Source organism: Nonomuraea sp. NPDC003214 (genome assembly GCF_053590035.1).
Genome location: NZ_JBSFSX010000005.1, coordinates 544,162 through 567,944 on the forward strand (window position 1 = coordinate 544,162; position 23,783 = coordinate 567,944).

Genomic DNA, 23,783 nt, shown 5'->3' on the forward strand with positions numbered 1-23,783 from the left:
CGTTCCGCATGCCGCCTCCGGTGGGTCGGTTCGGGCGCGTCCGCAATGCCGCCGCCGGTGGGCTGCTCCCGGCAGGCGCCCGGGGTCGCGCCCCCCCGCAGCCCTCGCCCTCCCGGTGTGGTCGGTTCGGGCGCGCCCGCATGCCGCCCCGGTGGGCCGTGGCCGGAGGCGGGTCCTCGCAGTTGTCTCCAGGTGGGGCGGGTCTGGTGCGGGGGTTGGGAAGGGGGCTTCTCGCGGCAGCGGGCGGGATTGACTTGTCGTCAGTGTCAGGGTTTTAGCGTGGCGGGGTTCGGGCGGGCCGCGCGGGGCGCGGCGGTGATCGGGGGTTGGGCGATGAAGTTCGGGATCAGCTATGGGACGCCGCATCAGGGGGTCGATCCTGACAAGCTGGCGGGGTTCGCCAGGCTGGCGGAGGAGTGCGGGTTCGAGTCGCTGTACCTGCCCGAGCACGTCGTGCTGTACCCGGGCGCCAAGGTGGGGGCGTTCGAGCTGCCGCCGACGCTGCCGTACGTGGACCCGCTGGACGCGCTGGCGTTCGTGGCGGCGGCGACGGAGCGGATCCTGCTGGGCACCGGGGTGCTGCTGGTGCCGTACCACCATCCGGTGATCCTGGCCAAGCGGCTGGCCACGGTGGACGTGCTGTCGAAGGGCCGGATGCGGCTGCTCACGGTGGGGGTGGGGGCGCTGCCGGGGGAGGCCGAGGCAGTGGGGGTGGAGTTCCGGACGCGGGGGCGGCGCGCTGACGAGGCGATCGACGTGCTGCGGCTGCTGTGGGAGGGCGGGGCGGAGGGGGTGGGGTTCGCCGGGGAGTTCTTCTCGTTCGAGGCGTTGTGCAGTTATCCGAAGCCCGCCGGGCGGCTGCCGATCCACGTGGGGGGATCGTCGCGGGCGGCGGCGCGGCGGGCGGGGCTGCGGGGGGACGGCTACTTCGCGGGCGGCGCGCTGGGGCCGGAGGAGCGGGCGGCGCAGTGGGAGCTGGCCCGCGAGACGGCCGCGGCGGCGGGCCGCGATCCGGACGCGCTGGAGTACACGCGGTTCGGGTCGATCGGCATGTCCGGGGAGCGTGTCGCGGAGCTGGCCGGGCAGGGGGTGACGCGGCTGGTGGTGAGCTCGTCGGCCACCGATCCGGGCGAGCAGCGCGAGGAACTGTCGGCGTTCGCCGAGCGGTGCGGTTTCCTGCCCTAGCATTTCGCACGTGACCGCCTACGACGATCCCGACCTGTTCGAGCATCTGAACGTCTCGGCCCTGCCGCCGCGCCAGCAGCGCATCCTGGCCACGATCCGCGACTGGGTGGTCAGGCACGGCTACCCGCCGAGCACCCGGGAGCTCGGCCGGGCGGTGGGGCTGCGGTCGTCGTCGGCGGTGTCGAAGCATCTGCGGAGCCTGGAGGAGAAGGGGTTCCTGACGCGCGGGTCGTCGGTGAGCAGGCCGATCGACGTGCGGATGTTCCTGCACGGGGCGGCGCCTGAGCAGGCGCGCGACCTGGTGAGCGTGCCGGTGGTGGGCGACATCGCGGCGGGCGCGCCGATCCTGGCGGACGAGCGCCTGGACGACACGCTGACGCTGCCGCGCGACCTCACCGGGCGCGGCAACGTGTTCGGCCTGCGGGTGCGGGGCGATTCGATGGTCGACGCCGCGATCTGCGACGGCGACCTCGTCGTCGTACGGCAGCAGCCCGAGGCGCACTCGGGCCAGATCGTCGCGGCGATGATCGACGGGGAGGCCACGGTCAAGGTGTTCCGCCGGCGCGGCGGGCACGTCTACCTGGAGCCGCGCAATCCCGCGTACGAGGTCATCGACGGCGACGACGCGGTGGTGCTGGGCATCGTGGTGTCGGTCCTGCGCAGCGTCTGAGCAGCCGTCTCTGGGCGGTGTCAGGAGCTGTGCGAGCGGGCGAACTCGGTCACCGTGACGGCCCGGAGCAGGCCCGGGTGCAGGAGTTCGGCCCGGTGCCGGGGTAATCCGGCGGCCAGCGCGGCGTCGGTGAGCGCGGCGGTGACCCAGCGCGCGTCGACGTCGCGCCCGTGGGGGCCGGTGATCAAGGGCTCGCCGGCGGCCCGGCCGCCGCACAGCTCGCGCAGCAGCGGGCGGGCGCGCGGCGGGATCGGGTACGCGACGGGCCCGTCGGGCTCGCCGTGCAGGACGAGCACGAGGGGGTGTTCGCCGCCGGGCAGCGCGTGGATGTCGTGGACGGTGAGCGCGGCCAGCGCGTCGACCGACGCGCCGGTGGCCTCCAGCAGCGCGACGGCCAGGGCTTCGGCCGCCCTGCCGTCCTCGGCCAGCCGGGCGACGCCGCCGCGCAGCAGCCGCCGCTCGGCCGGGGTGAGCGGCGGTGCGCCGTCGGCGGAGCGCCGGGCCCGGGTCGCGCCGGACGCCTCGGCGAAGGCGTGGAAGGAGGCCAGGACGGTGCGCCTGCCGGCGACGGTCGCCTTGGCCAGCGGCCTGCCGGCGGGGCCGACGCCGGTGGTGAGCGCGGTGTAGCAGTAGGCGTCCAGGTGGGACCCGGTGGCCGCGAGAGGTTCGAGCGCCGGTTCGGCCGCGTACAGCCAGCGCAGCCACGAGGCGAGGACGCGCAGGCAGGTGCGGCGCCGGGCCGCCGACGGGCGGCCCTGGAGCCAGGCCACGGCCACCTGCCACGTCAGCGGGTCGAGCCCGTCGATCAGCTCGACGTCGGCGGCGGGGACCTGGCCGGGGCGCAGGCCGTCGATCCGCCCGACGCTGGTGAGGTCGGGGTCGGCGGCGCGCGTCACGACGCGACCACCGCGCCCGCACCCGCGCCCGCGCCCGCATCGGGCATGGCGCCGGCGCGCGGTCGCGCGCCGGACCCGGGCAGGGGCGCGCCGTCGGACCTCGTGGCGGCGCCGTCAGCCGACGCCCGGGCGAGCCCGGCAGGGCGGCCCGTGCCTGACAGACCCATCATGAACTAGATCATCTCACGGGTGCGCCCTCCGCGATTCTCGATCGGCGGAGTCAGCGGAAGTCTCGGCCGTGGTCAAGGTGACGCCGATCTCCGCCATCCGCCCGGCCGCGTAGCCGGGGTCGATCAGCGACTCGGGCGTGTGGAGGCCGGGCGGCACGGGGTCGCCGCGCAGGCCGAGCAGCCGTTCGACGCCGAGGGCGATGCCGAGCGCGGTCAGCGGGCGCTGTCCCTCGGGGTGGAGGAGGTAGTGGCTGGTCGTGAGCGGCGCGCTCGCGTGGTCCACGCCGCCGAGGTCGATCCTGACCTCGGTGGACGGCGGCCCACCGCGCCGCCTGCCCGAGGATTCGCCGAACGCGAACGCGAAGCCGACGTCGGGCGCCCCCGTCGCGAGGGCCAGGCTGGGCACGTCGGGGATGGGGACGTACTGGGCGGGCAGCACGGTGCCGTCGGCGCTGGTGACCTCGGTCTGCGCCTCGGCGCCGGGGACCCAGTGGAAGACGCCGTCGCGGCGGACGTACCCGGAGGAGGTGGCGGCCAGCAGGCGCTCCAGGTCGGTCGCCGCCGCCGGTCCGCCGCTGTCGAGCTCGTCCAGCACGCCGCCGACCCGGATGCTGTCGAGCCTGCCGAACTCCCGGGCGAGGTCGAGCACGGCCAGGACGACGAGCCCGGCGTACCAGTGGCTGGCGAGCAGGACCGGCGCCGCGCCCGGCCGCGCGGCGGCGGCGACGACCTCGGGCCCGATGTCGACGAGGCCGCTGGAGATGCTGAGGTACGGCAGGCCGCGCTCCTGCGCGTAACGCAGGCCGTGCAGGCGGCTGTCCCACACGGTCGCCACGACCGCCGAGTGGGCGGCGTCGTCCGCGAGGCCGAGATCGCTCCGGTCCAGGTCGGCGGTGACGGCGGTCGCGGCCCCCAGGTCGTCGGCGACCCGGCGGGCGCGGCCGAGGTCACGGCCGGCGATCGTCAGCGGCAGGCCGGGATGCCATCGGCGCAGGAGGGCAGCGGTCGCCGAGCCTGCCTGCCCGGAGCCGCCCAGGATGAGTACGGAGTGTTCCACGGGGGTGTCCTCTCACTAACCTACATTCTGTAACTTACATTTTGTAGCTTAGGCTGGGGCGGCGACGCAAGGAGGACGATGACCACCGGATCCACCCGCCTGTCCAAGCAGGCCCGGCGCGAGCAGCTGCTCGACACCGCCCTGGCGATCGTGCGCGCCCACGGCACCGACGGCCTCACGCTGCTGAGCCTGGCCGAGGCCGCCGGGGTGAGCAGGCCGATCGTCTACGACCACTTCGGCACCCGGCCCGGCCTGCTCATCGCGCTCTACCGGCGGCTCGACGAGCGCCACCGGGCAGCCTCGGAGGAGGCCCTGCGCGGCGCCCCGGCCGTCCCCGGCGAGATCGCCCGAGTCCTGAGCGCCGCCTACTTCGCCTGCGCCACCGACATGCCCGAATGGCACGCCGTCTCCGCCGCGCTCAAGGGCAACCCGGAGATGGAGGCGATCGAACGCGACCTGTTCGACGACTACGCGGAGCTGATGGCCACCGCCCTGCGCCCCCACACCGGACTCCCGCCCGAGGCGCTACGGCTGCGCTGCGCCGGGGTGCTCGGCGCGGCCGACGCGCTGGCCGCCGAGCTGAACCAGGGCCGCGCCAGCGCCGCCGACGCCGCCGAGGCGCTGACCGCCCTCATCGTCGGCAGCCTCGACGCCCCGCCCTGACGCCGCCCCGCATGTGGCGGCCCTGTGGAGGTATCGGGCGGTTACCGTGCAAACCATCGCCCCGGCCGGGCGCCGCCCCTAGCGTCGCAGGGTATGCAGACAGTGGACGCCCTGGTCGTGGGCGCGGGCCTGGCCGGGCTGAGCACCGCCCGGCTGCTCGCCCGGCAGGGGCTGGACGTGCTGGTGACCGAGCGCCGCAGGACGCTGACGGCCGGCATCCGCACGACCGGCATCTTCGTACGCCGCACCCTCGACGACTTCGACCTGCCGGACCACCTGCTCGGGCCCGGCGTACGCGACGTGCTGCTGTACCCGCCGTCGCGGCGGGCGCCGATCCGCCTCACCAGCGACCGCGACGAGTACCGGGTCGCCGACATGGCCGGCGTGTACGAGCACGCGCGCCGCGAGGCCGAGTCGGCCGGGGCGCAGGTCCGGCTGGGCGCACGGTTCCGCGGCGTGCGGGCGGGAGTGGCGCGGTTCGAGGGGGCGGAGCCGGTGGCGGCCCGGTTCGTCGTCGGCGCGGACGGCGCCCGCTCCCAGGTGGCCCGCGACCTCGGCCTCGACGTCAACCGGCGCTTCCTCGTCGGCGCCGAGCTCGTCCACCCGGTCGCGTCCGGCACAACCGTCCCGGCGTTCCACTGCGTGCTCGACCCCAGGATCGCCCCCGGCTACCTGGGGTGGGTCATCGACGACGGCCGCCACGCCCACGTGGGCGTCGCGGGCCGCCCGGACGCGATGCGCGCCGGCGTACGCCACCTGCTGGACGCGTTCGCCGCAGGCGCGCCCGGCCGCGCCGACCCGGCCGGGCCGGTCGAGCGGCGCGGCGGCCCGATCCCGGTCGGCGGCGTGCTGCGCCGGCTCGCGTGCCCCGCCGGGCTGCTCGTCGGCGACGCGGCCGGCGCGGTGTCGCCGCTGACGGCGGGCGGCCTGGACCCGTGCCTGCGGATGGCGGCCCTGGCCGCCTCCGTCACCGCCGCCTACCTGCGCACCGGCGACCGGCGCGAGCTGGAGCGGTACGACGGCGCCGCGCTGCGCGCCCGGTACCGGACCCGGCTGATGCTGCGCCGCGCCTTCGCCGGCATCCGGTCGCCGGTCGCGGCGGAGGCCGCCGTGGCCGCCCTGCGCGGGCGCGCCGGACGCGCCCTGGCGGCCCGCATCCTCTTCGGCGACGGCTCCTTCCCGAACGTGGAACCGGCGCCCGCGACAGGCTGACGCGCCCCCGCTTGCGCCGGAGGTCAGGCCAGGGCGAGACGGCGTACGCCTGTCATGGTCGGGGTCGGCATCAGCTCCGGGGGGTCGTCCGGGTCGGTGCGCAGGGACGGGAGGCGGTCGAGCAGGATGTTCAGCGCGACCCGCCCCTCCAGCCTGGCCAGCGGCGCGCCCAGGCAGAAGTGGATGCCCCGGCCGAACGCCAGATGCGGGTTCGGGTCGCGGCCCGGATCGAACATGTCCGGATCGGGGAACTGCCTCGGGTCGCGGTTGGCCGACCCCAGCCACGCCATGACGAGCTGGTCGGCGGGGATCTTCACGCCGCCCAGCTCGGCCTCCCGGGTCGTGGCGCGGCCGAGCGCGGCGAACGGCGTGAGGTAACGCAGCGACTCCTCGATCACGGCCGGGATCGTCGACCGGTCGGCCCGCGCCCGCTCCTGCTGCTCCGGGAACGCGTCCAGGCAGAGCACCGTGTTGCCGAGCAGCATCGTCGTGGTGACGTGCCCGGCCAGCAGCAGGACGATCGCGAAGTTCACCACCTGGGTGTCGGGCAGGCGCTCGCCGTCGACCTCCGCCTCCACCAGCAGGCTCAGCAGGTCGCCGCGCGGCCGGGCCCGGCGCTCGGCCGCGTGACCGGCGAGGTAGTCCGACATCTCCTTCCACGGGCGCAGCGACTCCTGTCGCTGCGCGAGCTGCCTCTCGTCGGGCTCGGTGAGCGAGACCTTGGTGTCACGCTGGAACAGCGCGTCGGCCCACCGCTTGAACAGCGCCCGGTCGGTGGCGGGCACCCCGAGCAGCTCGGCGATGACGATGACCGGCAGCGGGTAGGCCAGGTCGGTCACCAGCTCCAGCCGGCCGCGCTCGCGGGCCGCGTCCAGCAGCTCGTGGGTGAGGGCGGCGATGCGCGGCTCCAGATCCGCGACGATCTTGCGGGTGAAGGCGCTGCTGACCAGCCTGCGCAGCTTGCCGTGCGCCGGCGGGTCGATCTGTGTGATGAAGCCGTCGAGCGAGAACTCCTCGACCTCGGGCACCAGGCCCTTCGGCACCACCCGCATGGTGTCGGAGGAGAACGTCGCGGGGTCGCCGAGAACCTCGTGCAGCTCCGGGTAGCCGTAGACGTTCCACATCCCCGAGGCGGGGTCGAACTCGACGGGCGGGCCCGAGCGCGGGCCGTGCAGCCAGAAGTGCTGTTCGGGGATTCCGTACCGTTCGGCGAAGTCGGCCATCGCCTCTCCTTGGTCGTAGATCCGCGTCGGCGTGGGGCGGCCACCCCAGGTCCTTACCCCGCCTTGGCAGCCGGGGCCCCTGCCCGTGCGGGGTGTTTTCGCGTACGTACGAGATCCGCGCGGTCGCTCATGGAAGGGCGGTCGCTCATGGGAAGGGGAGCAAACCGGACAGCGGGGCGGACGGCGAGGGGGCGGGCGGCGGCGGCTCGGTGGGCTCGGCGCCGGTCGGCGGCGGCGTGGCGGGCCGGTCGGTGGGCTCCTGGGCGGGCGGCGCGGCCGGCCGGTCGGTGGGCGCGTCCGTGGGGGAGGGGGCGGTGGCGGTCACGGTCGCGGACGCCGACGGCGTGGCCAGCGGGCCGGTCGCGGACGGCGTGGGCGACGGGGAGCCCGACGGCGTCGGCGAGACCGGGTACGGGCGGGAGTGGCGCAGGGCGGGCTCGGTGCGGCGGTCCTTGCCGGCGTCCCGGCCGGCGGGCACGGCCTTGCCTTCCGTCGCGCCCTTGAGCTGCTCGGACACCGTCTGCCCGGCGATCGCCTGGTAGATCAGGATGCCGCCGAAGCTGAGCGTGAACACCAGCGCCGCCGCCCCGCCCAGCCGGAGCCACCCCACCCGCCCCGCCGGGGCCTGGTCCGTGGGGTGGGCCTGGTCCGAGGGATGGGCTGGGCCGGAGGGGCGGGCCCGGTCCGACGGGCGGTGCCGCCTGCCGGTGACGGTGTGCTGCCTGACCTTGGCGCGGGTGCGGCGCAGGTAGTGGGTGTACAGCTCGGTGCCGACCGTGGTGGCCACGCTCATGACCGCCGCGCCGATCACCGTGCCCGCCACGCCGAGCCACGAGGCCGCCACCGCCGCCGTGAGCGCGGCCATCGCGCCCCCGGCCACCTGCACGACGCTCACCCGCCCCCGCCACTTCCCGGGCGCGTCCGGGTCCGGGACGGCATCCGCGCGGACGGCCGCGCCCGTACGCGCCCCGGCGACCGCGCCGGTGGCCGCCTCGGTGGCCGCGTCGAGGCTCGCGCCGGTGGCCGCACCGGTGGCCACGCTGGTGGCCGCCCCGGTGGCCGCGCCGGTGGCCACGCTGGGGGCCGCCCCCGTGGCCGCGTCGGGGGTGGTGAGGTCGGTCGGGGTGTGTCGCCTGCCGGTCATGCTTACGCTGGCCAGCCTTCCTCGTGGTCGGGCGCGAGCGCGCCGCGGGTGTGGGATCGTGATCCGCCGAACCGGGCCCGGCCACGAGCGTGGCGCGCGGCACGCCGGTCAGGGCCTGGGACGGCCGAGCGACGGCCTCCCGGGGGGCGGCTGCTGGGACGAGTCACGATGGCATACCCGGGCAAAGCCGGTCAGCGCGCCACGCGGCGTACGGCGACCTTCTGGGGAGGACATTGCCATCCCCGACCACACCCCTGACCTGGCGGAAAATGAGCGATATGTGACGCATTTATGGACTTATGGTCACAGCCCGGTGATTGATAGGTTGCGCGAGAAAGTTGCCATTGATCGTCGGGGGAATGCGCGGTGGGCATGAACGTGCGCGCGAAAGGGCAGGGCCTGGCCGGGGAAATCCAGGCCGAGCTCGCCCTGTGGACGGACCGTACCGGCTCGGCGGCCGAGGTGTGGGCGCTGCCGGCCGGGGCCGTGCCGCCGCGCGCGAGCGAGGCGGCGCTGTCGGTCGTCCGCCTGGTGCTGTCGGCCGCCGAGGCGCACGACCCGGTCCCCGTGGTGTCGCTGGCCGTCACGCTGGCGGCGTCCGGGCTGCGCCTGACGGTCAGCTTCGAGGCGAGCGGCGCGGCGGACGGGACGCCACTGCCCGAGGCCCGGATGCGTGCCGCGTTCGCCGAGGCGGGCGGCACGCTGAAGGTGGCGGCGTCGCAGTCCGGCGGCGTCACGGTCAGCGCCGCCGTCGCCGCCGACCGGCTCAGGTGACGGCGGGCGAGCCCAGCAGGGCGGCGTCGATCCGGGGGCCGAGCACGTCGGCGCCGTCGGTCACCTCGTTGGGCCGCCCCACGCCGGTGGTGACGAGCTCGCGCAGGCTGTGGCCCACGTAGAAGCCCCAGCTCCGGTGGCAGACCTCGTAACACTCGAACTCCGGCAGCAGCCCGACATGGGTGAAGCGCAGCTCGGCCGGGCCGTCGCCGGGGCCGGAGATCTCGAAGCGGATCTCGGTCCCGGTCCACTCCGCCTGGTCCTCGGTGAAGGAGAAGGCGTTGTCGAGGACGCGCCAGACCACGCGCCGGCCGGGGACGACCTCGGTGAGCCGGATGCGGCACCGGTGGACGCCGGGCACCTCGTAGCCGAACTCGTCGCCCTCGGCGGCGGTGGCGCCGGTGACGTTCCTCGACCACCAGCCGCGCACGTCGAGGACGGCGGCGAACACCTCGGCGGGCGGCCGGGGCAGCTCCAGGGTGATGGTCGTGCCCTGATCGGTCATGATCCCTCCGTACGGTCCGCGGTGCGCTGGATCTCCTCGGCGATGCGCTTGATGCGCCGGAGCCTGGCGTCCCACGCCGCGCCGACGGAGGAGAGCTGGGCGACGGCCCGGGCCAGTTGCGCCTCGTCCACCCGATACTTCCTCTCCCGCCCGGCGGGCGAGGCGTGCACCAGCCCGGCGCGGTCCAGCGTGCCGAGGTGCTTGGTGATCGCCTGGCGGGTCACGGGCAGCCGCTCGCTGAGGCTGGTGGCGGTGCCGTGGCCGTCGGCCAGGAGCAGGTCGAGGATGCGCCGCCGGGTCGGGTCGCCGACGGCCGACCACAGCTCGTCGTCGACGGCCGCCGTCACGGCGTGGCCACCAGGCGCGTGACGTACTCGCCGAGCCGGGGCACGAACGTGTCCCAGCCCTGGCTGTGGTCGCGGTGGCACTCCGCCAGCTTGGCGGCCTCCCAGCCCAGCTCGCGGAAGCCGGTCTCGGTGAGCCGGATCAGCGTGCCCGCGCCCGCCGGGGTGAGCTCGAAGGTGACGAGCAGCGAGGCCGACCCGGTCTCGCACCAGCGGAAGGCGAACAGCCGGGGCGGCTCGGCGGTCACCACGGTGATGGGGGCGACCTGCTCGCGGTCGCCCCAGATGAGCTCGCCGGTCGCGCCGGGGACGGGCTCGATCGAGGCGTCGTCGCTCCACCAGCGGGAGATGTGCTCGGGGCGGCTGACGACCTCGAAGACGACCTCGGGGGTGGCGTCGACGTGGATCTCGCGTTCGATGCTGCCGTACTCCATGCTGATCTCTCCAGACCTTACGTGCAACCTTTGGTTGCGTGTAAGGCTAGCGCGTACGGCACGGATCGCGCAACCAAAGGTTGCGCATGTTCACCAGCCGACCTCGTCACAGCCCCGGTGGTCGGCGGGCTCGACCTGGAGGGTTGCGTGGGCGATGTGGTGACGCCGGCTGAGCACGTCGCGCGCCTGGTCCAGGACGGCGTGGTGGTCGGCCGGCTCGGCGGTGACCAGGTGGGCGGTGGCCACGTTCATGCCCGAGGTGAGCGTCCACAGGTGCAGGTCGTGCACATCCCGTACGCCCTCGATGGCGGACAGGTCGGCGGCCACGGCGTCGGGGTCGACGCCCTCGGGCACGTGCTGGCCGAGCACGGCGAAGACCTGGCGGCCCAGGGAGACGGCGCGCACGGCGACGAACAGGCCGATGGCCAGGGCGACGAACGTGTCCCAGAACGGCTGGCCGGTGGCCGACACCAGCCAGCCCGCGACGATCACGCCGACCGAGCCGGCCGTGTCGGCGACCACCTCCAGGTACGCGCCGCGCACGTTGAGGCTCTCGCCCGCGCCGGAGCGCAGCAGGAGCAGCGCCACCAGGTTGACCAGCAGGCCGATCGCGCCGACGATCATCATCGGCCCGGACGACACCTCGGCCCGCTCGCCGATGCGTCCGATGGCCTCGATCACCACGTAGAGCGCGACGCCCAGCATCATGACGACGGCCAGCAGCGAGGCGAACACCTCGGCCCGATAGGAGCCGTAGCTGCGCCGGCCGGTCGTGTCGGGACGGGTGGCGATGCGGGTGGCGACCAGCGCCGCGCCGAGCGTGACCACGTCGGCGGCCATGTGCCCGGCGTCCGACAGCAGCGACAGCGAGCCCGACAGCAGGCCGAAGACGAGCTCGACGACGAAGAAGACGCCGATCAGCACGAACGAGACGGCCAGCCGCCAGCGGTGGCGGCCCGCCGCGTGCCCGTGCCCGTGGCCGGAGCCCATCACGACCTCCCGTCGCGCTCGGGGTGGATGGCCTCGGTGTGCTCGGTGTGCGCGAGCGCCACGTCGAGCAGCATCCGTACGTGCGGGTCCTCCAGACGGTAGTACGCCATCCGGCCGGAACGGCGTGCCGCCACGATGCGGTGCGCGCGCAGCAGCCGCAGCGCGTGGGAGACGGCCGACTCGCTCTGGCCGGTCACTGCCGCCAGGTCGCACACGCACAGCTCGCCGTCCAGCAGCGCGACCAGCAGCCGCAGCCGGTTGGGGTCGGCCAGCAGGCCGAAGACGTCGGCGGTGTCGGTCACGTCCTCGGCGGCCGGCATCCGCTCGCGCACGGCGCTCACCCGGTCGGCGTCGACGACCTTGACGGCGCACCCGTCCACCATCAAGATGCCTTCATCTGAAGAGGTGTTCATATGTACAAGATAGCGAAGAGCGCGGAACGACTGTCAACCCCCGGTTCGCGGCAGCGCATTTCACCGGCCGATGAATCGGTTGGCTAGCATCGTCGGCGTGAGGATCACCGTCTTCGGCGCCACCGGCGGCACCGGCAGGGCCGTCGTCCAGCGCGCCCTGACCGCGGGCCACGAGGTCGTCGCCGCCGTCCGCGACCCGGCCAGGCTGCCGCTCTCCCACCCCGCGCTGGAGATCGCCACCGCCGACGTCTTCGCCCCGCGCACCCTCGAACCCCTCCTGACCGGCAGCGACGCCGTCCTGTCCGCCCTCGGGCCCAACAGCCGCAACGACACCTCGCGGGTGTGCTCGGCCGGCATCGCCGCCATCCTGACGGCCATGGACGCCACCGGCGTCCGCCGCGTGCTCGCCCTCAGCGCCCAGCCGGTGCTGCGCACCGGCGCCGGGGAGTCGCTGCTGTGGCGCAGGCTCGGCATGCCCGCCGTCCGCGCCGTCTTCGGCACCGTGTACGCCGACCTCGAACGCATGGAGCGGACCCTGGCCGCGAGCACCGCCGACTGGACCGTGCTGCGGCCTCCCCGGCTGACCGGCAAGCCCGCGACCGGCCGCTACCGCAGCGCCGTGGACGCCAACGTGCCCGGCTCCATGACGCGCGGCGACCTGGCCAGGGCGATGCTCGACATGCTGCCGGACCCGTTCACCGTGAGGCGGGCCATCGGGGTCGCCGGGCCGCGCCGCTGACGTACGATCTCGGCACGTCCAGCAGGCACCGTCCAGCAGAAAGCGCCCCATGCACCTCCACCACTTCAGGGCCGCCGGCGTGTCCGTGGTCCTCGAATGCCCGCCCGACGCCCTGCCCGCGATCCTGCACTGGGGGCCCGACCTCGGCCCGCTCGCCGACGACGCCCTGGAGCACCTGGCCGCCGAGCTGCGGCCGCGCCCCGACCAGACCTCCGACGCGCCGATCCGCACGGCGCTCGTCCCCGAGGCGCGCACCGGCTGGGCCGGCCTGCCCGGCCTGTCCGGCCACCACCAGGGCGAGAACTGGTCGCCCGCGTTCACCGCCGTCACCTGCGAGACGGCCGGGCGGCGCCTCACCGTCACCGCCGCCGACCCGCACGCCCGCCTCGCCCTCGCCCTCACCGCCGAGCTCGACCCGTACGGGCTGCTGCGCGCCCGCGCCGAGCTGCGCAACGAGCACGACCTGCCCTACACGCTCGACGCGCTCAACCTGGCCCTCCCGGTCCCCGGGCACGCCACCGACGTGCTCGACCAGGCGGGACGCTGGTCCAAGGAACGCGTCCCGCAACGCCGCCCGCTCACCGTCGGCGCCCACCTGCGGGAGAACCGGCGCGGACGCACCGGCGCCGACGCCGCCACCGTCCTGTTCGCCGGCACCGCCGACCTCGGCTTCCGGCGCGGCGAGGCGTGGGGGCTGCACGTCGGCTTCAGCGGCGGCCACCGCCACTACGCCGAGCGCACCGCCACCGGCCGCACCTTGATCGGCGGCGGCGAGCTGCTGCTGCCCGGCGAGATCGTCCTCGCCCCCGGCGACACGTACCGGACGCCCTGGATCCACGCCACGTACGGGCGCGGCCTGGACGAGGCGGCCCGCCGCTTCCACGACCACCTGCGCGCCCGTCCCGCCCACCCGGCCTCGCCCCGGCCCGTGGTGCTCAACACGTGGGAGGCCGTCTACTTCGACCACGACCTGGACCGGCTGCTCGACCTGGCCGCCCGCGCCGCCAGGGTCGGTGTGGAGCGGTTCGTGCTCGACGACGGCTGGTTCCTCGGCCGCCGCCACGACCGCGCCGGCCTCGGCGACTGGCACGTCGACCCGGCCGTCTGGCCCGACGGGCTGCACCCGCTCGTCAAGCGGGTCAGGGAGCTCGGCATGCAGTTCGGCCTCTGGTTCGAGCCCGAGATGATCAACCCGGACTCCGAGCTCGCCCGCGCCCACCCGGACTGGATCCTGCGGACCGGCGACCGCCTGCCGCCCACCGCCCGCCACCAGCAGGTGCTCGACCTCACCAACCCCGCCGCGTACGCCCACATCAAGGAACGGCTGCTCGCCCTCGTCGGCGAGTACGAGCTCGACTTCGTCAAGTGGGACCACAACCGCGACCTCGTCGACGCCGGGTCGCCCCACCGGCAGGGCCGCGCCGCCGTCCACGCCCAGACCCACGCCGTCTACCGGCTGCTCGACGAGATCCGCGCCGCCCACCCCCGGCTGGAGATCGAGTCCTGCTCCTCCGGCGGCGCCCGCGTCGACCTCGGCATCCTCGAACGCACCGACCGCGTGTGGGCCAGCGACTGCATCGACCCGGCCGAACGCCGCCAGATCATGCGCTGGACCGCCCAGCTCCTGCCGCCCGAGCTCATCGGCAGCCACATCGGCGCCGGCCGCTCCCACACCACCGGCCGCCGCCACGACCTCGCCTTCCGCGCCGCCACCGCGTTCTTCGGCCACTACGGCGTCGAATGGGACCTCACCGCGCTCACCGACGCCGAGCTCGCCGAGCTCGCCGGGTGGATCGCCCTGCACAAGGAGCACCGCGAGCTGCTCCACGGCGGCGTCATGGTCCGGCTCGACGACGTGCCCGACGGCGTGGAGGCGCACGGCGTCGTCGCCCCCGACGGGCGCGCGGCCCTCTTCGAGATCGCGCTGCTCGACCGCCCCGCCACCTGGCCGCCCGGTCTCCTCCGCCTGCCCGGCCTCGACCCCGGCACCCTCTACCGCATCCGGCCCCTGGTCCCCGTCGACTCCCACGGGGCCGCCCCCGCCTGGACGTCCGGCGGCGCCGTGCTGCCCGGCTCGGCGCTGGCCGCCTCCGGCATCGCGGTGCCGCCCCTGTTCCCGGACCGCTCCGCGCTGCTCCACCTCACGGCCGTGGAAGCGCCGCGATGACCGGGGCCGCGATGACCGGGGCCGCGTCTTCCGGGGGCGCCGCGTGACCGGGCTGGAGGAGGCGCTGGCCGCCGTCCCGGTGATCGCCGTCGTCCGGGCCGCCGCGTCGCGCCACCTGGCCGCCGTGCTGGCGACGCTGGCCGGCGGCGGCGTACGGGCGGCCGAGGTCACGATGACGACGCCCGGGGCGCTGGAGGCGATCCGGTGGGCCGCCCGGGGCGGGGTCGAGGGGGTCGCGGTGGGCGCGGGCACCGTGCTGACGGCCGAGGCCGCCCGGGAGGCCGTCGGCGCCGGAGCGGGCTACCTGATCACCCCGGCGGTTCTGCCCGAGGTGATCGAGGAGGGGCGCAGGCTCGGCGTCCCCGTCGTGCCGGGCGCGTTCACGCCGACGGAGATCCTCCAGGCGTGGCGGGGCGGGGCGGCCCTGGTCAAGGTGTTCCCCGTGAGAGCGGCGGGCGGCCCCGGCTACGTCAGGGACGTGCTCGCGCCGCTGCCGGAGGTGCCGCTCGTGCCGACCGGCGGCGTCCGGATCGAGGACGTGCCCGCCTACCTGCGCGCGGGCGCCCGCGCCGTCGGCATGGGCGCACCGCTGCTCGGCGACGCCTGCGCGGACGGCGACCTGGCCGCCCTCGCCTCCCGCGCCCGGCGGCTGCTCGGCGTCGTCGCGCAGCACCTGGAGGAGCGGGGCTGAGCCTCAGGAGGAGCGCTGAGCCTCAGGAGCGGGGCTGAGCCTCAGGAGCGGCTGAGCCGCAGGATCGCGCGAGGCGGTCAGCCGCCCGGCTCTCCCACACCGTGCGACGTCGTGACCGTCGGCCCGGAAGCGCCGGGTGAGGCCGTGATCGTGGTCCCGGCCTGCCCGGCGAGCACCGCCGCCGCGTCCCGCAGCGCGCCGATGGCCGCGGGCCGCCCGGTCGCGGTGACGAACCTTACGCACGCCTCCGCCTTCGGCCCCATCGACCCGGCCGGAAACCGCATCGCGCGCAGCTCGCCCACGTCCACCGACGACAGCGGCCGCTCCCTAGGGGTGCCGAAGTCGCGCCGGACCGCGTCGACGTCGGTGAGCACCACGAGCCGGTCGGCCCCCAGCTCGATCGCCAGCAGCGCCGCCGTGAGGTCCTTGTCCACGACGGCCTGCGCGCCCTCCAGCCGCCCGCCGGGCCGGGGCAGCACCGGCACCCCGCCCCCGCCGCCGCAGATCACCGACGTGCCGGCGGCCACGAGACGCCGGATCGTCGGCAGCTCGACGACGCGGCGCGGCGCCGGGGACGCGACGACCCGCCGCCACGCCCCGCCCTCGCCCTGCCGGGCCACGGTCCACCCGTGCTCCAGCGCCAGCCTGCGCGCCTCGGCCTCCGGGTAGCTCTGGCCGACGAACTTCGTGGGCGCGGCGAACGCCGGATCGTCCGCGCCCACCTCCGTCTGGGTGACGAGCGTGACCACCGGGCCGGGCAGGCCCGCGTTGGCCAGCTCCTGCGCCAGCCAGTAGCCGATCATGCCCTGCGTCTGGGCGCCGAGCGTGTCGAGCGGGAACGGGTGGGCCAGGTCCGGGTCGTTCGCGCTCTCGACGGCCAGCATGCCGATCTGCGGCCCGTTGCCGTGGCAGAGCACCAGCGTGTGCTCGGCGCCCAGCGGGGCGAGCGCGCGGGCGGCCGCCCGCACGTGCCGCCGCTGCACCGCGGCGTCCGGGCGTTCGCCCCGTTCCAGCAGGGCGTTGCCGCCCAGCGCGACGACGAGCAGCATGTCACTCTCCCAGCGCCGCGACGAGCACGGCCTCGACGGTACGGGGCGCTTCTCCGCAGGGTGCCACCCGGGGAGGCGCCCGGGCCAGCCCGGCACGCCGGACGTTCCCGGCCGGGCGGAAGCCGTCCGGCCGGGGGACTCAGCCGGTCGTGGCCTTGAGGGCGGCTTCGAGGATGTCGACGCCCGCGTGCAGGTCGTCCTCGCGGATCGTGAGGGGCGGAGCGATGCGGAAGATGCCTCCCATCCCGGGCAGCTGGACGATGTTCATGTGCAGCCCGCGTTCGAGGCAGGCGCGGGTGACGGCGGCGCCGAGCGCGTCGGCGGGGGCCCTGGACGCCTTGTCGCGGACCAGCTCGACGCCCTGGAGCAGGCCGCGGCCCCGGACGTCGCCGACGACCTCGTAGGCGTCGCGCAGCGCGAGCAGCCGCTCGGTGAGCTGGTCGCCGAGCCGGGCGGCCCGCTCGACGAGGCGTTCGCGCCCGATCACGTCGAGCACGGTGAGCGCGACCGAGGCGGCCAGCGGGTCGGAGACGTGCGTGGTGTAGAAGAGGAACCCGCGCTCGTGGCAGACCCGCTCGATCTCCGCGGTGGTGACGACGGCCGCCACCGGCAGCCCGGCCCCGAGGGTCTTCGACAGCGTGAGGATGTCGGGCGTGACGCCGTCGCGGTCGAAGGCGTACATCGTCCCGGTGCGGCCGAGGCCGGTCTGCGCCTCGTCGAGGATGAGCAGCATGCCGCGCTCCTCGCACAGGTCCTTGAGGCGGCGCAGGTAGCCGGGAGGCAGGTCGATGATCCCGCCCGAGGACAGGACGGGCTCGACGAGGCAGGCGGCGAGGCTGCCGGAGGACTGCCGGTCGACCAGGGCGAAGCCGTAGTCCAGCTCGGCCTCCCAGTCGTAGGAGCCGTCGGGGGAGCGGAACGGCGACCGGTAGGCGTTGGGGGCGGGCAGGGCGAGGTTGCCCGGCGTGGGCGGGCCGTAGCCGCGCCGCCCGGCCGAGTAGGTCGCGGCGGCGGCCCCCTGGGTCATGCCGTGCCAGGAGCGGTCGAAGGAGACGATCTCGTAGCCGCCGGTGGCGAGCTTGGCCATCTTGATCGCCGCCTCGTTGGCCTCGGCCCCCGTGGTGAGCAGCAGCATCTTGCCGAGCTCGGGCGGCAGGGTGGCGGTGAGCCTGGCGGCCAGGTCGAGGACGGGGGCGCTGAGCATGCCGCTGTAGAGGTGGTCCAGGGAGGCGACCGCCGCCGAGACGGTCGCGACGATGTCCGGGTGCGCGTGGCCCAGGATGGCGCTCATCTGCCCGGAGGTGAAGTCGAGGATGGGCGTGCCCTCGCGGTCGTAGACGTACGAGCCGGAGGCCCGTTCGATGAGGCGCGGGGTGAAGGCGGCTCCGTAGCGGATGAGGAGCCGGTCCGCGTCCTCCAGGAATGTCGTGTCCATGTCCATTGACGTCGTCACCCTTTCCCACCGGGCGTACGGCGATGTATTCGCCCGGCCAAAACGGAGCATATGCCGGAAATGCGATCAAATGGAGGGGGCGGCGCCTTGACCGAATGCTGGGTTATTCCACGGTGAAGGCGAGGAACGTTCACCGGGTGTATCCGGCGGCGCGTGGGCGGCGGGCGTGAGGGCCGCGCCCGCCGGCAGGTTGTCCGTGCGGGCGACGCTGGCGCTGGCCGCCGGCGTGTTCTCCCTGGTCGTGCTGAGCGCGATCGGCGTGCTCGCCGACGTGGCGATCCGCGCCACCATCGAGCGCGGCGTCTTCGACGAGACCGAGCGGGCGGCGACCGACTGGATCGGGTCGATGACCACGAGGCGGCCGTCGCCGCCGGTCACCGCCTCGGACGTCGACCTCATGCAGCTCGTCGACTGGTCCGGGAACGTGGTGTCGGCCAGCAGGGCGGCCGCCGGGCGCCCGCGGCTCAGCGCGTTCTGGCCGCGGGCGGAGGACCGGATCGAGCACCGGACCGAGTGCTCGCCGGCCGGGTGCGTCATGTTCACCGCCACCCGGCCGTCGCCCCAGGAGGAGCAGGTGCTGTGGGGCGGCGAGTCGCACGTGGTCTACGCCGGGCGGATGCAGCCGGAGATCCTCGCCACGCACCGGCTGGAGCTGTTCCTGGGCGCGGGCGTCCTGGCGGCGAGCGCCCTGATGGTGGGGGTGGCCTGGGTCCTGACCGGCCTGGCGCTGCGGCCGGTCGAGGCGATGCGGCGCCGGCTGGCCGAGGTGACCGTGACCGACCTGAGCCTGCGCATCCCGGAGCCGCACGGGAGTGACGAGTTCGCCCGGCTGGCGCGTACCGCGAACGTGACGCTGGCCCGGCTCCAGGCGGCGGTCGAGCAGCAGCGCAACTTCTGCTCGATGGTGTCCCACGAGCTGCGCACGCCGCTGACCGGGATCCGGACGCAGCTGGAGGAGGCGCTGCTGTATCGGGAGGTGGACCCGCACCAGGCCATCCGCGACGCGCTCGGCACCGCCGACCGCTGCCAGTCGATCATCGACGAGATGCTGATGCTGGCCCGGGTCCGGGCCGCCCCGCACGGCGCGGAGCGGGTGGACCTGGCCGAGCTGGTGCGCGGCGAGGCGGCGGCGCGGCGCTCGGGGGTGCCGGTCCGGGTCCGGGTCGAGGAGGGCGCCGAGGGCGTCCGGGTGCGCGGGAACTCCGTCCAGATCTGCGAGGTGCTGGTCAACCTGATGGCGAACGGGCAGCGTCACGCCCGGTCGGGTGTGGAGGTCAGCGTCGCCCGGGTGGACGGCCACGCCGTCGTCACGGTGCTCGACGACGGCGACGGCATCGCGGAGGCGGACCGGGAGCGGGTGTTCCAGCCCTTCGTCCGGCTGGCCGAGGCGCACCGGCGCGACCCGAAGGGCAGCGGTCTCGGCCTGGCCATATCCCGTGCCATCGCCGAGGCGCACCAGGGCTCGCTGAAGGTCGGGGACTCGGAGGCGGGCGCGGCTTTCGTGTTGCGGCTGCCGCTCGCCGACGCCGATTGAGCCGTTCTTCCTTTCCCTTTTCTGTCAGGGAAAGGCGTCATGGCGTTTTTGGGAAGTGGAATACCCCAGGCTGGGGGGCGGCTTGTGTGACGGGTGAAAGTGTTTCTTCGGCGGAGACGAGCTTTTCTCGTCCGGTCAACCCAATTTCCCGGAGGAATCCTTGAAAATGGCGAAAAACACCAATTTCGTCACCAGGGGCGCCGGGGCGCTCCTGGGCGCCCTGCTCGCGGTCTCGGCCGCCATGCCCGCCGCCATGCCCGCCGCCGCGGCGGACACGCTGTCGCGGCCCGGCACCGACCGCGGGGACGTCTTCTACATCGTCGCCGAGCACAGCCGCCAGGCGATCACCGCCCAGACCCACGGCCCGCGCCCGCTCGGGATGATCCAGGTGCCCGTGCGCGGCCTGTCCACGCAGCAGTGGCGCGTCGTCCGCTGGGACCACGCCTGGCTCCTGGTGAACCGCCACTCGGGCCTGTGCGCCGCGATTCCCCGCGAGCGGCACGCCCGCCTCGTCCAGGACGTCTGCGGCCGGTTCGGGCACGTCAACCCGCGTGCGCTGTGGAACGCCGACCGGCCCGGCGCGCTGTCCGGCAGGCCGGTCATGTGGCGCTCGGCGTACAACAAGGAGTGCATCGACGTCTTCGGCCACTCCCACGACCACTACACGGTCGTCCAGCACCACCGCTGCCACGGCGGCGAGAACCAGACCTTCCGCCTGGTGCCGGTCGCCGACTCCTGACCCGTGGGGCGGGGGCGCGCGATCCGCGCCCCCGCCGTCACGTGGCGCCGGGGGAGTCGGGCACCAGCCCGTGCTCGGTCAGCTCCCAGTGGAAGCGGCGGCTCGGCCGGGCGAGCTGCACCAGCGCCCGGAACGCCGCCACGCTCATCAGCGCCCAGTAGAGCGGCACCAGCAGCATCGTGCGGACCGCCTCGTGCACCGAGCGTTCCAGGCAGCCGGCCATGTGGGCGAGCATCAGCAGCAGGTTGCCGGCCACCATGACCACCGTGCCCAGATAGAGCGCCACCCCCGGGAACAGCGCCTCGACCGCGCTGGGCCCCGCCACCAGATAGAGCGCCGTGAGCGCCCACAGCACCGGGTTGAGCAGCGTGCACAGCACCGAGAACCCCACCGTGAACTGGAAGCTCCAGAACCCGCGGGCCCCCAGCTCCCGCCACAGCCGCCGGGGCGAGCGCATGTGGACGAGCCACGTCTGCATGTAGCCCTTGATCCACCGGCTGCGCTGCCGCACCCAGTTGCCCAGCCGGCTGTTGGCCTCCTCCTCGGTGACCGAGTCCATCATGCGCACGCTCCACCCGCGCCGCGCGATCCGGATGCCCAGGTCGGCGTCCTCCGTGACGTTGTACGGGTCCCACGCCCCCAGCTCGCGCAGGGCGTCCGCGCGGAAGTGGTTGGAGGTGCCGCCGAGCGGGATCGGCATCCGGTAGCGGTCGAGCCCGCGCAGGAAGAGGCTGAAGTTCAGCGCGTACTCGGCGGTGAAGCACCGGGTGAGCCAGTTGGTCCACGGGTTCCAGTAGTGCAGCTCGGCCTGGACGCACACCACCCAGCGGGGCGCCCCGGCGAACGCGGCGACCGCCTTGCGCAGCTGCGACGGCTCGGGCCGGTCCTCGGCGTCGTAGATCACGCAGAACTCGCCGCGGGCCCGCTCCAGGCCGACGTTGCACGCCTTCGGCTTCGTCCTGGGCTCGCCCGCCGGGATCAGCACGAGCTCGAAGCCCGGGGGCAGCTCGTCGGGCAGCGCGGCGGCGGTGTCCTCGTCGTCCTCCTCGACCAGGAGCAGGACCTGCAGCCGGTCGGCCGGGTAGTCGAGCGCGGCCAGCCGCCGCAGCAGCGCGGGCACGACGCGGCCCCTCGCGGTGCAGCGGCACGAGCACCGTGTAGGGCGGCAGGCCGTCGTCCCCGGGCAGCTCGGCGAAGCGCAGCACGTCGCCGCCCCGCGCCTGGAAGATCAGCCACAGCTTGTAGCCGACGCCCGCCGCGTACAGCAGGGTGACGGTGACCATGCAGGCGGCCAGCACCGTCACCACCCCGGTCAGCGCCATCGCTCCGGCCAGGACGAGCGCGCCCGCCCCGGCGGTGATCCGCTGCCCCCGGCTCAGCGTCACGTGCGCGCTCACCGGCCCGCCCCCGCCCGGTAGACGACGCGGTCGCCGTCGTCGTAGACCGGCGTGTAACCGCGCAGCGCCGGGGCGCCGTTCAGCGCCTTCCACACCCGGTCGCGGTCGCCCGGCGTGCGGCGCATGTGGATCCACCGCACGCCGCTGCCCGCCGGGTCGTCCAGCGCCGCCCGCCACTGCCGGAAGCTGCCCTCGTACAGGATGGACCCGGTGGGCACCCGCGAGTGGAAGGTCAGCACCTCGTTGCCGAACGACTGCATCAGCACCCTGCCGCCGTCGTAGTGGGATCGGAGCCAGGCCGCGGCCCGCAGTCCCGACCGGACCGCCTCGCCCGACCGGAACGCCTCGGCCTCGCGCCGCACGTCCAGCTCGCCGGTGGCCAGCGGGCACACCAGCACGGCGACCGCGCCGGCCAGCGCGGCGACCGGCCGCCCGGCCCGCGCCGCCTCGGCGGCCAGCCCGCCCGCGAGCAGCGCCGCCGGCAGGATCACGATCAGGCCGAAGCGCACGTTGTACAGGTCGCCGGCGATCTCCTCCACGTGCAGCGGACGCTGCCCGGCGTAGAGCGCGTAGACGAAGAACACCGCCAGCAGCAGCGGCGTCAGGCACACCGGGTCGCGCCGCCGCAGCACGTGCGCCACCAGCCCGGCCAGCGCCAGCACGGGCAGCACCGGCCCCAGGTTGCCCACCACCGCGTAGCCGTACGTCATCAGCGACGTCCCCCAGTCGCCCGCGGTCAGCTCGTCGCGCGACACCCACAGCGACGGCTTGGCGTACTCGCCGGCGTAGAAGTAGAGCGGGTCGCCGAAGATGACCACGTTCCACAGCAGCCACAGCGCCATCCCGGCGAACGCGAGCGTGCCGTAGAAGATCACGTGCGCCTCCGCGCGGGAGCGGCGGCGCGGGCGCGGCGAGCGCCGCCACACGGTCCAGCCCACGATCAGCGCCGCGACGGCGGCGATCACCCACCCCTCGTAGCGGGTGAGGGTCGCGAGCAGCGCCGCCGCCCCGGCCGCGGCCAGGCTCCGGTAGTCCTCGGTACGCCGCCACGCCGTGAGGTGGTAGACCGTCGCGGCCAGGCACGCCAGCAGCGGCAGCTCGGTCATGGGCGTGCTCTGCAGATACAGCACGGCGGGGCAGAGCGCGAGGACGGCCGCCGCCGTGACCCCGGCCCACCGGCTGCCGGTGAGCAGCAGCGCCGTCCGGTAGAGGTAACGGGTCGCCAGCACGTACGCGATCATCGAGACGACGGTCGCCGCCATGCCGGACCGGTACCAGCCGTCGATCCACACCAGCGGCAGCGTCAGCAGGTGCGGCAGCGGCAGCCAGACGCCGCCGAGCTGCGCCAGGCCCGGCGTGGGCGAGCTGATCACCCGGCGGGAGATGAGCAGGTGCGAGATCGCGTCCGGGTACGCCAGCCGCGCCGCGCCGAAGTGCTGCCAGGCGACCATCGACAGCACGGCGGCCAGCACGGTGAGCACGGCGAGGACGGGGTCGCGCGGCCGGAGCAGCCGGTGCGCGGCCCGGCCCACCGGGGTCGCGGGCGACACCTCGGCCCACAGCGACAGCAGGCTGCGCAGCGACCGCAGCGCGACCGGCAGCCTGCCGCCGCTCTGCTCGCCGTGCAGCCTCGGGAAGTGCTCCACCGGGCGCTGGATGATCCGCGCGCCCACGCCGCGGGCCTTGGCCAGCAGCTCGGGGGAGATCGTCGCGGCGTCGGCGCGCAGGTCGAGGCGTTCGAGCACGCGCCGGTCGAACAGCTTGTAGGCGCAGTCCACGTCGCGGGCCCTGATCCCGAGCAGCAGCCGGTTCAGCCACGTCCAGGCTCCGCCCGCCAGCCGGCGCCCCAGCGGGTCGGCGCGCGGCAGCCGGTAGCCGATCACCACGTCGGCGCGCTCCCGCTCGGCGTCCGCGACCAGCTCCGGCAGGCCGTGGGCGCGGAACTGGCCGTCGGAGTCGGTCAGGAAGATCCGCCGCGCCCCGGTCTCCGCCAGCGCGTGCGCGATGCCCGTGCGCACGGCCGCGCCGTAGCCCAGGTTGGCCTGGTGGTGCACGACCTTGACCCGGCCGGGGAAGCGGCTCGCCAGCCGGTCGGCGACCTCGCCGGTGCGGTCGGGCGAGCCGTCGTCGACGACGACCACCCAGTGCTCGTCCCCCTCCAGCGTCGTGAGGAAGTCCTCGACGGTCGCCGCCAGATTGGCTTCCTCCCGGTAGGCGGGCATCACCACGGCCACGCTCACGCGAGTCCCCCCATACGCGAAAGAAAGATGCCCTGACCAGCGGAAACTGGAGAATCACCGCCGACAGTACGCACCAGGCACGCAGGGTGTCAGG

At 74.8% G+C, this 23,783-nt stretch carries 24 protein-coding genes; 10 read left to right on the plus strand and 14 right to left on the minus strand.

The features are described from left to right. The first annotated feature begins 333 nt into the window (after window positions 1-333). Together ACWDXC_RS18260 and lexA are read left to right on the plus strand one after the other, a co-directional pair. On the plus strand, window positions 334-1,185 hold the full coding sequence (locus tag ACWDXC_RS18260) for a TIGR03619 family F420-dependent LLM class oxidoreductase (RefSeq protein ID WP_449983070.1): 852 nt from the start codon (window positions 334-336) through the stop codon (window positions 1,183-1,185). 10 nt (window positions 1,186-1,195) lie between these two features. Next, complete coding sequence (gene lexA / locus ACWDXC_RS18265; protein WP_449983073.1) at window positions 1,196-1,855, plus strand: transcriptional repressor LexA; 660 nt, start codon at window positions 1,196-1,198, stop codon at window positions 1,853-1,855. 20 nt (window positions 1,856-1,875) lie between these two features. Here the strand turns inward: lexA and ACWDXC_RS18270 are convergent, their stop codons facing one another. From ACWDXC_RS18270 to ACWDXC_RS18280, 3 genes are read right to left on the minus strand one after another with little or no spacing between them, the layout of a single operon-like run. Next, entirely contained in the window at window positions 1,876-2,751 is an 876-nt protein-coding gene (locus ACWDXC_RS18270; RefSeq protein ID WP_449983076.1) for a hypothetical protein, read from the minus strand. Beyond that, entirely contained in the window at window positions 2,748-2,921 is a 174-nt protein-coding gene (locus ACWDXC_RS18275) for a hypothetical protein (RefSeq protein ID WP_449983079.1), read from the minus strand. Before ACWDXC_RS18275 ends, ACWDXC_RS18270 begins: the two co-directional genes overlap by 4 nt. A 13-nt stretch (window positions 2,922-2,934) precedes the next feature. Continuing rightward, window positions 2,935-3,978, minus strand: coding sequence for a hypothetical protein (locus ACWDXC_RS18280; protein WP_449983082.1), 1,044 nt, complete (start codon window positions 3,976-3,978; stop codon window positions 2,935-2,937). A gap of 78 nt (window positions 3,979-4,056) precedes the next feature. On the opposite strand from ACWDXC_RS18280, the gene ACWDXC_RS18285 reads away from it, so the two are divergent. Together ACWDXC_RS18285 and ACWDXC_RS18290 are read left to right on the plus strand one after the other, a co-directional pair. Next, window positions 4,057-4,641, plus strand: a complete 585-nt coding sequence (locus tag ACWDXC_RS18285) for a TetR/AcrR family transcriptional regulator (RefSeq protein ID WP_449983086.1) — start codon at window positions 4,057-4,059, stop codon at window positions 4,639-4,641. A 93-nt stretch (window positions 4,642-4,734) separates the two neighbouring features. After that, window positions 4,735-5,853 (plus strand): FAD-dependent oxidoreductase, encoded by a 1,119-nt coding sequence (locus tag ACWDXC_RS18290; protein ID WP_449983088.1) that lies wholly within the window; start codon window positions 4,735-4,737, stop codon window positions 5,851-5,853. Between the two features lie 23 nt (window positions 5,854-5,876). On the opposite strand, the gene ACWDXC_RS18295 is transcribed toward ACWDXC_RS18290, so the two are convergent. Further along, window positions 5,877-7,076, minus strand: coding sequence for a cytochrome P450 (locus ACWDXC_RS18295; RefSeq protein ID WP_449983090.1), 1,200 nt, complete (start codon window positions 7,074-7,076; stop codon window positions 5,877-5,879). A gap of 145 nt (window positions 7,077-7,221) precedes the next feature. Next, window positions 7,222-8,220 (minus strand): hypothetical protein, encoded by a 999-nt coding sequence (locus tag ACWDXC_RS18300; RefSeq protein ID WP_449983093.1) that lies wholly within the window; start codon window positions 8,218-8,220, stop codon window positions 7,222-7,224. A gap of 372 nt (window positions 8,221-8,592) precedes the next feature. Between ACWDXC_RS18300 and ACWDXC_RS18305 the strand changes: the two genes are divergently transcribed. Beyond that, complete coding sequence (locus tag ACWDXC_RS18305; RefSeq protein WP_449983095.1) at window positions 8,593-8,994, plus strand: hypothetical protein; 402 nt, start codon at window positions 8,593-8,595, stop codon at window positions 8,992-8,994. Here the strand turns inward: ACWDXC_RS18305 and ACWDXC_RS18310 are convergent. From ACWDXC_RS18310 to ACWDXC_RS18330, 5 genes are all read right to left on the minus strand, one after another. Then, window positions 8,987-9,499, minus strand: coding sequence for an SRPBCC family protein (locus tag ACWDXC_RS18310; protein ID WP_357590979.1), 513 nt, complete (start codon window positions 9,497-9,499; stop codon window positions 8,987-8,989). The two genes, ACWDXC_RS18305 and ACWDXC_RS18310, sit on opposite strands and share 8 nt — an antisense overlap. Continuing rightward, window positions 9,496-9,846, minus strand: coding sequence for an ArsR/SmtB family transcription factor (locus ACWDXC_RS18315; protein WP_364182443.1), 351 nt, complete (start codon window positions 9,844-9,846; stop codon window positions 9,496-9,498). The genes ACWDXC_RS18310 and ACWDXC_RS18315 overlap by 4 nt, the downstream gene beginning before the upstream one ends. After that, window positions 9,843-10,277 (minus strand): SRPBCC domain-containing protein, encoded by a 435-nt coding sequence (locus ACWDXC_RS18320; protein ID WP_449983098.1) that lies wholly within the window; start codon window positions 10,275-10,277, stop codon window positions 9,843-9,845. Before ACWDXC_RS18320 ends, ACWDXC_RS18315 begins: the two co-directional genes overlap by 4 nt. A gap of 90 nt (window positions 10,278-10,367) precedes the next feature. Further along, window positions 10,368-11,267: a cation diffusion facilitator family transporter gene (locus tag ACWDXC_RS18325; protein WP_364182449.1), complete on the minus strand. Its 900-nt coding sequence runs from the start codon at window positions 11,265-11,267 to the stop codon at window positions 10,368-10,370. After that, complete coding sequence (locus ACWDXC_RS18330) at window positions 11,267-11,680, minus strand: ArsR/SmtB family transcription factor (protein ID WP_219516661.1); 414 nt, start codon at window positions 11,678-11,680, stop codon at window positions 11,267-11,269. The genes ACWDXC_RS18325 and ACWDXC_RS18330 overlap by 1 nt, the downstream gene beginning before the upstream one ends. Before the next feature lie 97 nt (window positions 11,681-11,777). On the opposite strand from ACWDXC_RS18330, the gene ACWDXC_RS18335 reads away from it, so the two are divergent. Genes ACWDXC_RS18335 through ACWDXC_RS18345 form a run of 3 tightly spaced genes read left to right on the plus strand, consistent with a single transcriptional unit; the run spans window position 11,778 to window position 15,277 of the window. After that, window positions 11,778-12,419: an NAD(P)-dependent oxidoreductase gene (locus ACWDXC_RS18335; RefSeq protein WP_449983102.1), complete on the plus strand. Its 642-nt coding sequence runs from the start codon at window positions 11,778-11,780 to the stop codon at window positions 12,417-12,419. Between the two features lie 49 nt (window positions 12,420-12,468). Further along, window positions 12,469-14,586 carry an alpha-galactosidase gene (locus ACWDXC_RS18340; RefSeq protein ID WP_449983104.1) on the plus strand — a complete coding sequence of 706 codons (2,118 nt, stop codon included), beginning with the start codon at window positions 12,469-12,471 and terminating at the stop codon, window positions 14,584-14,586. 43 nt (window positions 14,587-14,629) lie between these two features. Beyond that, window positions 14,630-15,277, plus strand: a complete 648-nt coding sequence (locus ACWDXC_RS18345; protein ID WP_449983107.1) for a bifunctional 4-hydroxy-2-oxoglutarate aldolase/2-dehydro-3-deoxy-phosphogluconate aldolase — start codon at window positions 14,630-14,632, stop codon at window positions 15,275-15,277. Between the two features lie 77 nt (window positions 15,278-15,354). On the opposite strand, the gene ACWDXC_RS18350 is transcribed toward ACWDXC_RS18345, so the two are convergent. Both ACWDXC_RS18350 and ACWDXC_RS18355 read right to left on the minus strand, forming a co-directional pair. After that, on the minus strand, window positions 15,355-16,326 hold the full coding sequence (locus ACWDXC_RS18350; RefSeq protein ID WP_449983110.1) for a carbamate kinase: 972 nt from the start codon (window positions 16,324-16,326) through the stop codon (window positions 15,355-15,357). A gap of 139 nt (window positions 16,327-16,465) precedes the next feature. Next, window positions 16,466-17,761 carry an aspartate aminotransferase family protein gene (locus ACWDXC_RS18355; protein ID WP_449983113.1) on the minus strand — a complete coding sequence of 432 codons (1,296 nt, stop codon included), beginning with the start codon at window positions 17,759-17,761 and terminating at the stop codon, window positions 16,466-16,468. Window positions 17,762-17,975: 214 nt separating this feature from the next. On the opposite strand from ACWDXC_RS18355, the gene ACWDXC_RS18360 reads away from it, so the two are divergent. Both ACWDXC_RS18360 and ACWDXC_RS18365 read left to right on the plus strand, forming a co-directional pair. Beyond that, complete coding sequence (locus tag ACWDXC_RS18360; protein ID WP_449983117.1) at window positions 17,976-19,313, plus strand: sensor histidine kinase; 1,338 nt, start codon at window positions 17,976-17,978, stop codon at window positions 19,311-19,313. A 166-nt stretch (window positions 19,314-19,479) separates the two neighbouring features. After that, window positions 19,480-20,052, plus strand: a complete 573-nt coding sequence (locus ACWDXC_RS18365) for an RICIN domain-containing protein (RefSeq protein ID WP_449983119.1) — start codon at window positions 19,480-19,482, stop codon at window positions 20,050-20,052. A 37-nt stretch (window positions 20,053-20,089) separates the two neighbouring features. Here ACWDXC_RS18365 and ACWDXC_RS18370 read toward each other — a convergent pair whose 3' ends face one another. Next, window positions 20,090-21,172, minus strand: coding sequence for a glycosyltransferase family 2 protein (locus ACWDXC_RS18370; RefSeq protein ID WP_449983122.1), 1,083 nt, complete (start codon window positions 21,170-21,172; stop codon window positions 20,090-20,092). 273 nt (window positions 21,173-21,445) lie between these two features. Then, window positions 21,446-23,689, minus strand: a complete 2,244-nt coding sequence (locus ACWDXC_RS18375; protein WP_449983125.1) for a glycosyltransferase — start codon at window positions 23,687-23,689, stop codon at window positions 21,446-21,448. Between the last annotated feature and the right edge of the window lie 94 nt (window positions 23,690-23,783).

What these genes read in the sequence shown, in the direction of transcription:
- ACWDXC_RS18365 (WP_449983119.1), top strand. Translation starts at nt 19,480, where the DNA reads ATGGCGAAAAACACCAATTTCGTCACCAGGGGCGCCGGGGCGCTCCTG.
- ACWDXC_RS18295 (WP_449983090.1), bottom strand. Translation starts at nt 7,076, where the DNA reads ATGGCCGACTTCGCCGAACGGTACGGAATCCCCGAACAGCACTTCTGG.
- ACWDXC_RS18260 (WP_449983070.1), top strand. Translation starts at nt 334, where the DNA reads ATGAAGTTCGGGATCAGCTATGGGACGCCGCATCAGGGGGTCGATCCT.
- ACWDXC_RS18350 (WP_449983110.1), bottom strand. Translation starts at nt 16,326, where the DNA reads ATGCTGCTCGTCGTCGCGCTGGGCGGCAACGCCCTGCTGGAACGGGGC.
- ACWDXC_RS18330 (WP_219516661.1), bottom strand. Translation starts at nt 11,680, where the DNA reads ATGAACACCTCTTCAGATGAAGGCATCTTGATGGTGGACGGGTGCGCC.
- ACWDXC_RS18305 (WP_449983095.1), top strand. Translation starts at nt 8,593, where the DNA reads ATGAACGTGCGCGCGAAAGGGCAGGGCCTGGCCGGGGAAATCCAGGCC.
- ACWDXC_RS18310 (WP_357590979.1), bottom strand. Translation starts at nt 9,499, where the DNA reads ATGACCGATCAGGGCACGACCATCACCCTGGAGCTGCCCCGGCCGCCC.
- ACWDXC_RS18320 (WP_449983098.1), bottom strand. Translation starts at nt 10,277, where the DNA reads ATGGAGTACGGCAGCATCGAACGCGAGATCCACGTCGACGCCACCCCC.
- ACWDXC_RS18290 (WP_449983088.1), top strand. Translation starts at nt 4,735, where the DNA reads ATGCAGACAGTGGACGCCCTGGTCGTGGGCGCGGGCCTGGCCGGGCTG.
- ACWDXC_RS18285 (WP_449983086.1), top strand. Translation starts at nt 4,057, where the DNA reads ATGACCACCGGATCCACCCGCCTGTCCAAGCAGGCCCGGCGCGAGCAG.
- ACWDXC_RS18355 (WP_449983113.1), bottom strand. Translation starts at nt 17,761, where the DNA reads ATGGACACGACATTCCTGGAGGACGCGGACCGGCTCCTCATCCGCTAC.
- ACWDXC_RS18325 (WP_364182449.1), bottom strand. Translation starts at nt 11,267, where the DNA reads ATGGGCTCCGGCCACGGGCACGGGCACGCGGCGGGCCGCCACCGCTGG.
- ACWDXC_RS18300 (WP_449983093.1), bottom strand. Translation starts at nt 8,220, where the DNA reads ATGACCGGCAGGCGACACACCCCGACCGACCTCACCACCCCCGACGCG.
- ACWDXC_RS18340 (WP_449983104.1), top strand. Translation starts at nt 12,469, where the DNA reads ATGCACCTCCACCACTTCAGGGCCGCCGGCGTGTCCGTGGTCCTCGAA.
- ACWDXC_RS18275 (WP_449983079.1), bottom strand. Translation starts at nt 2,921, where the DNA reads ATGATGGGTCTGTCAGGCACGGGCCGCCCTGCCGGGCTCGCCCGGGCG.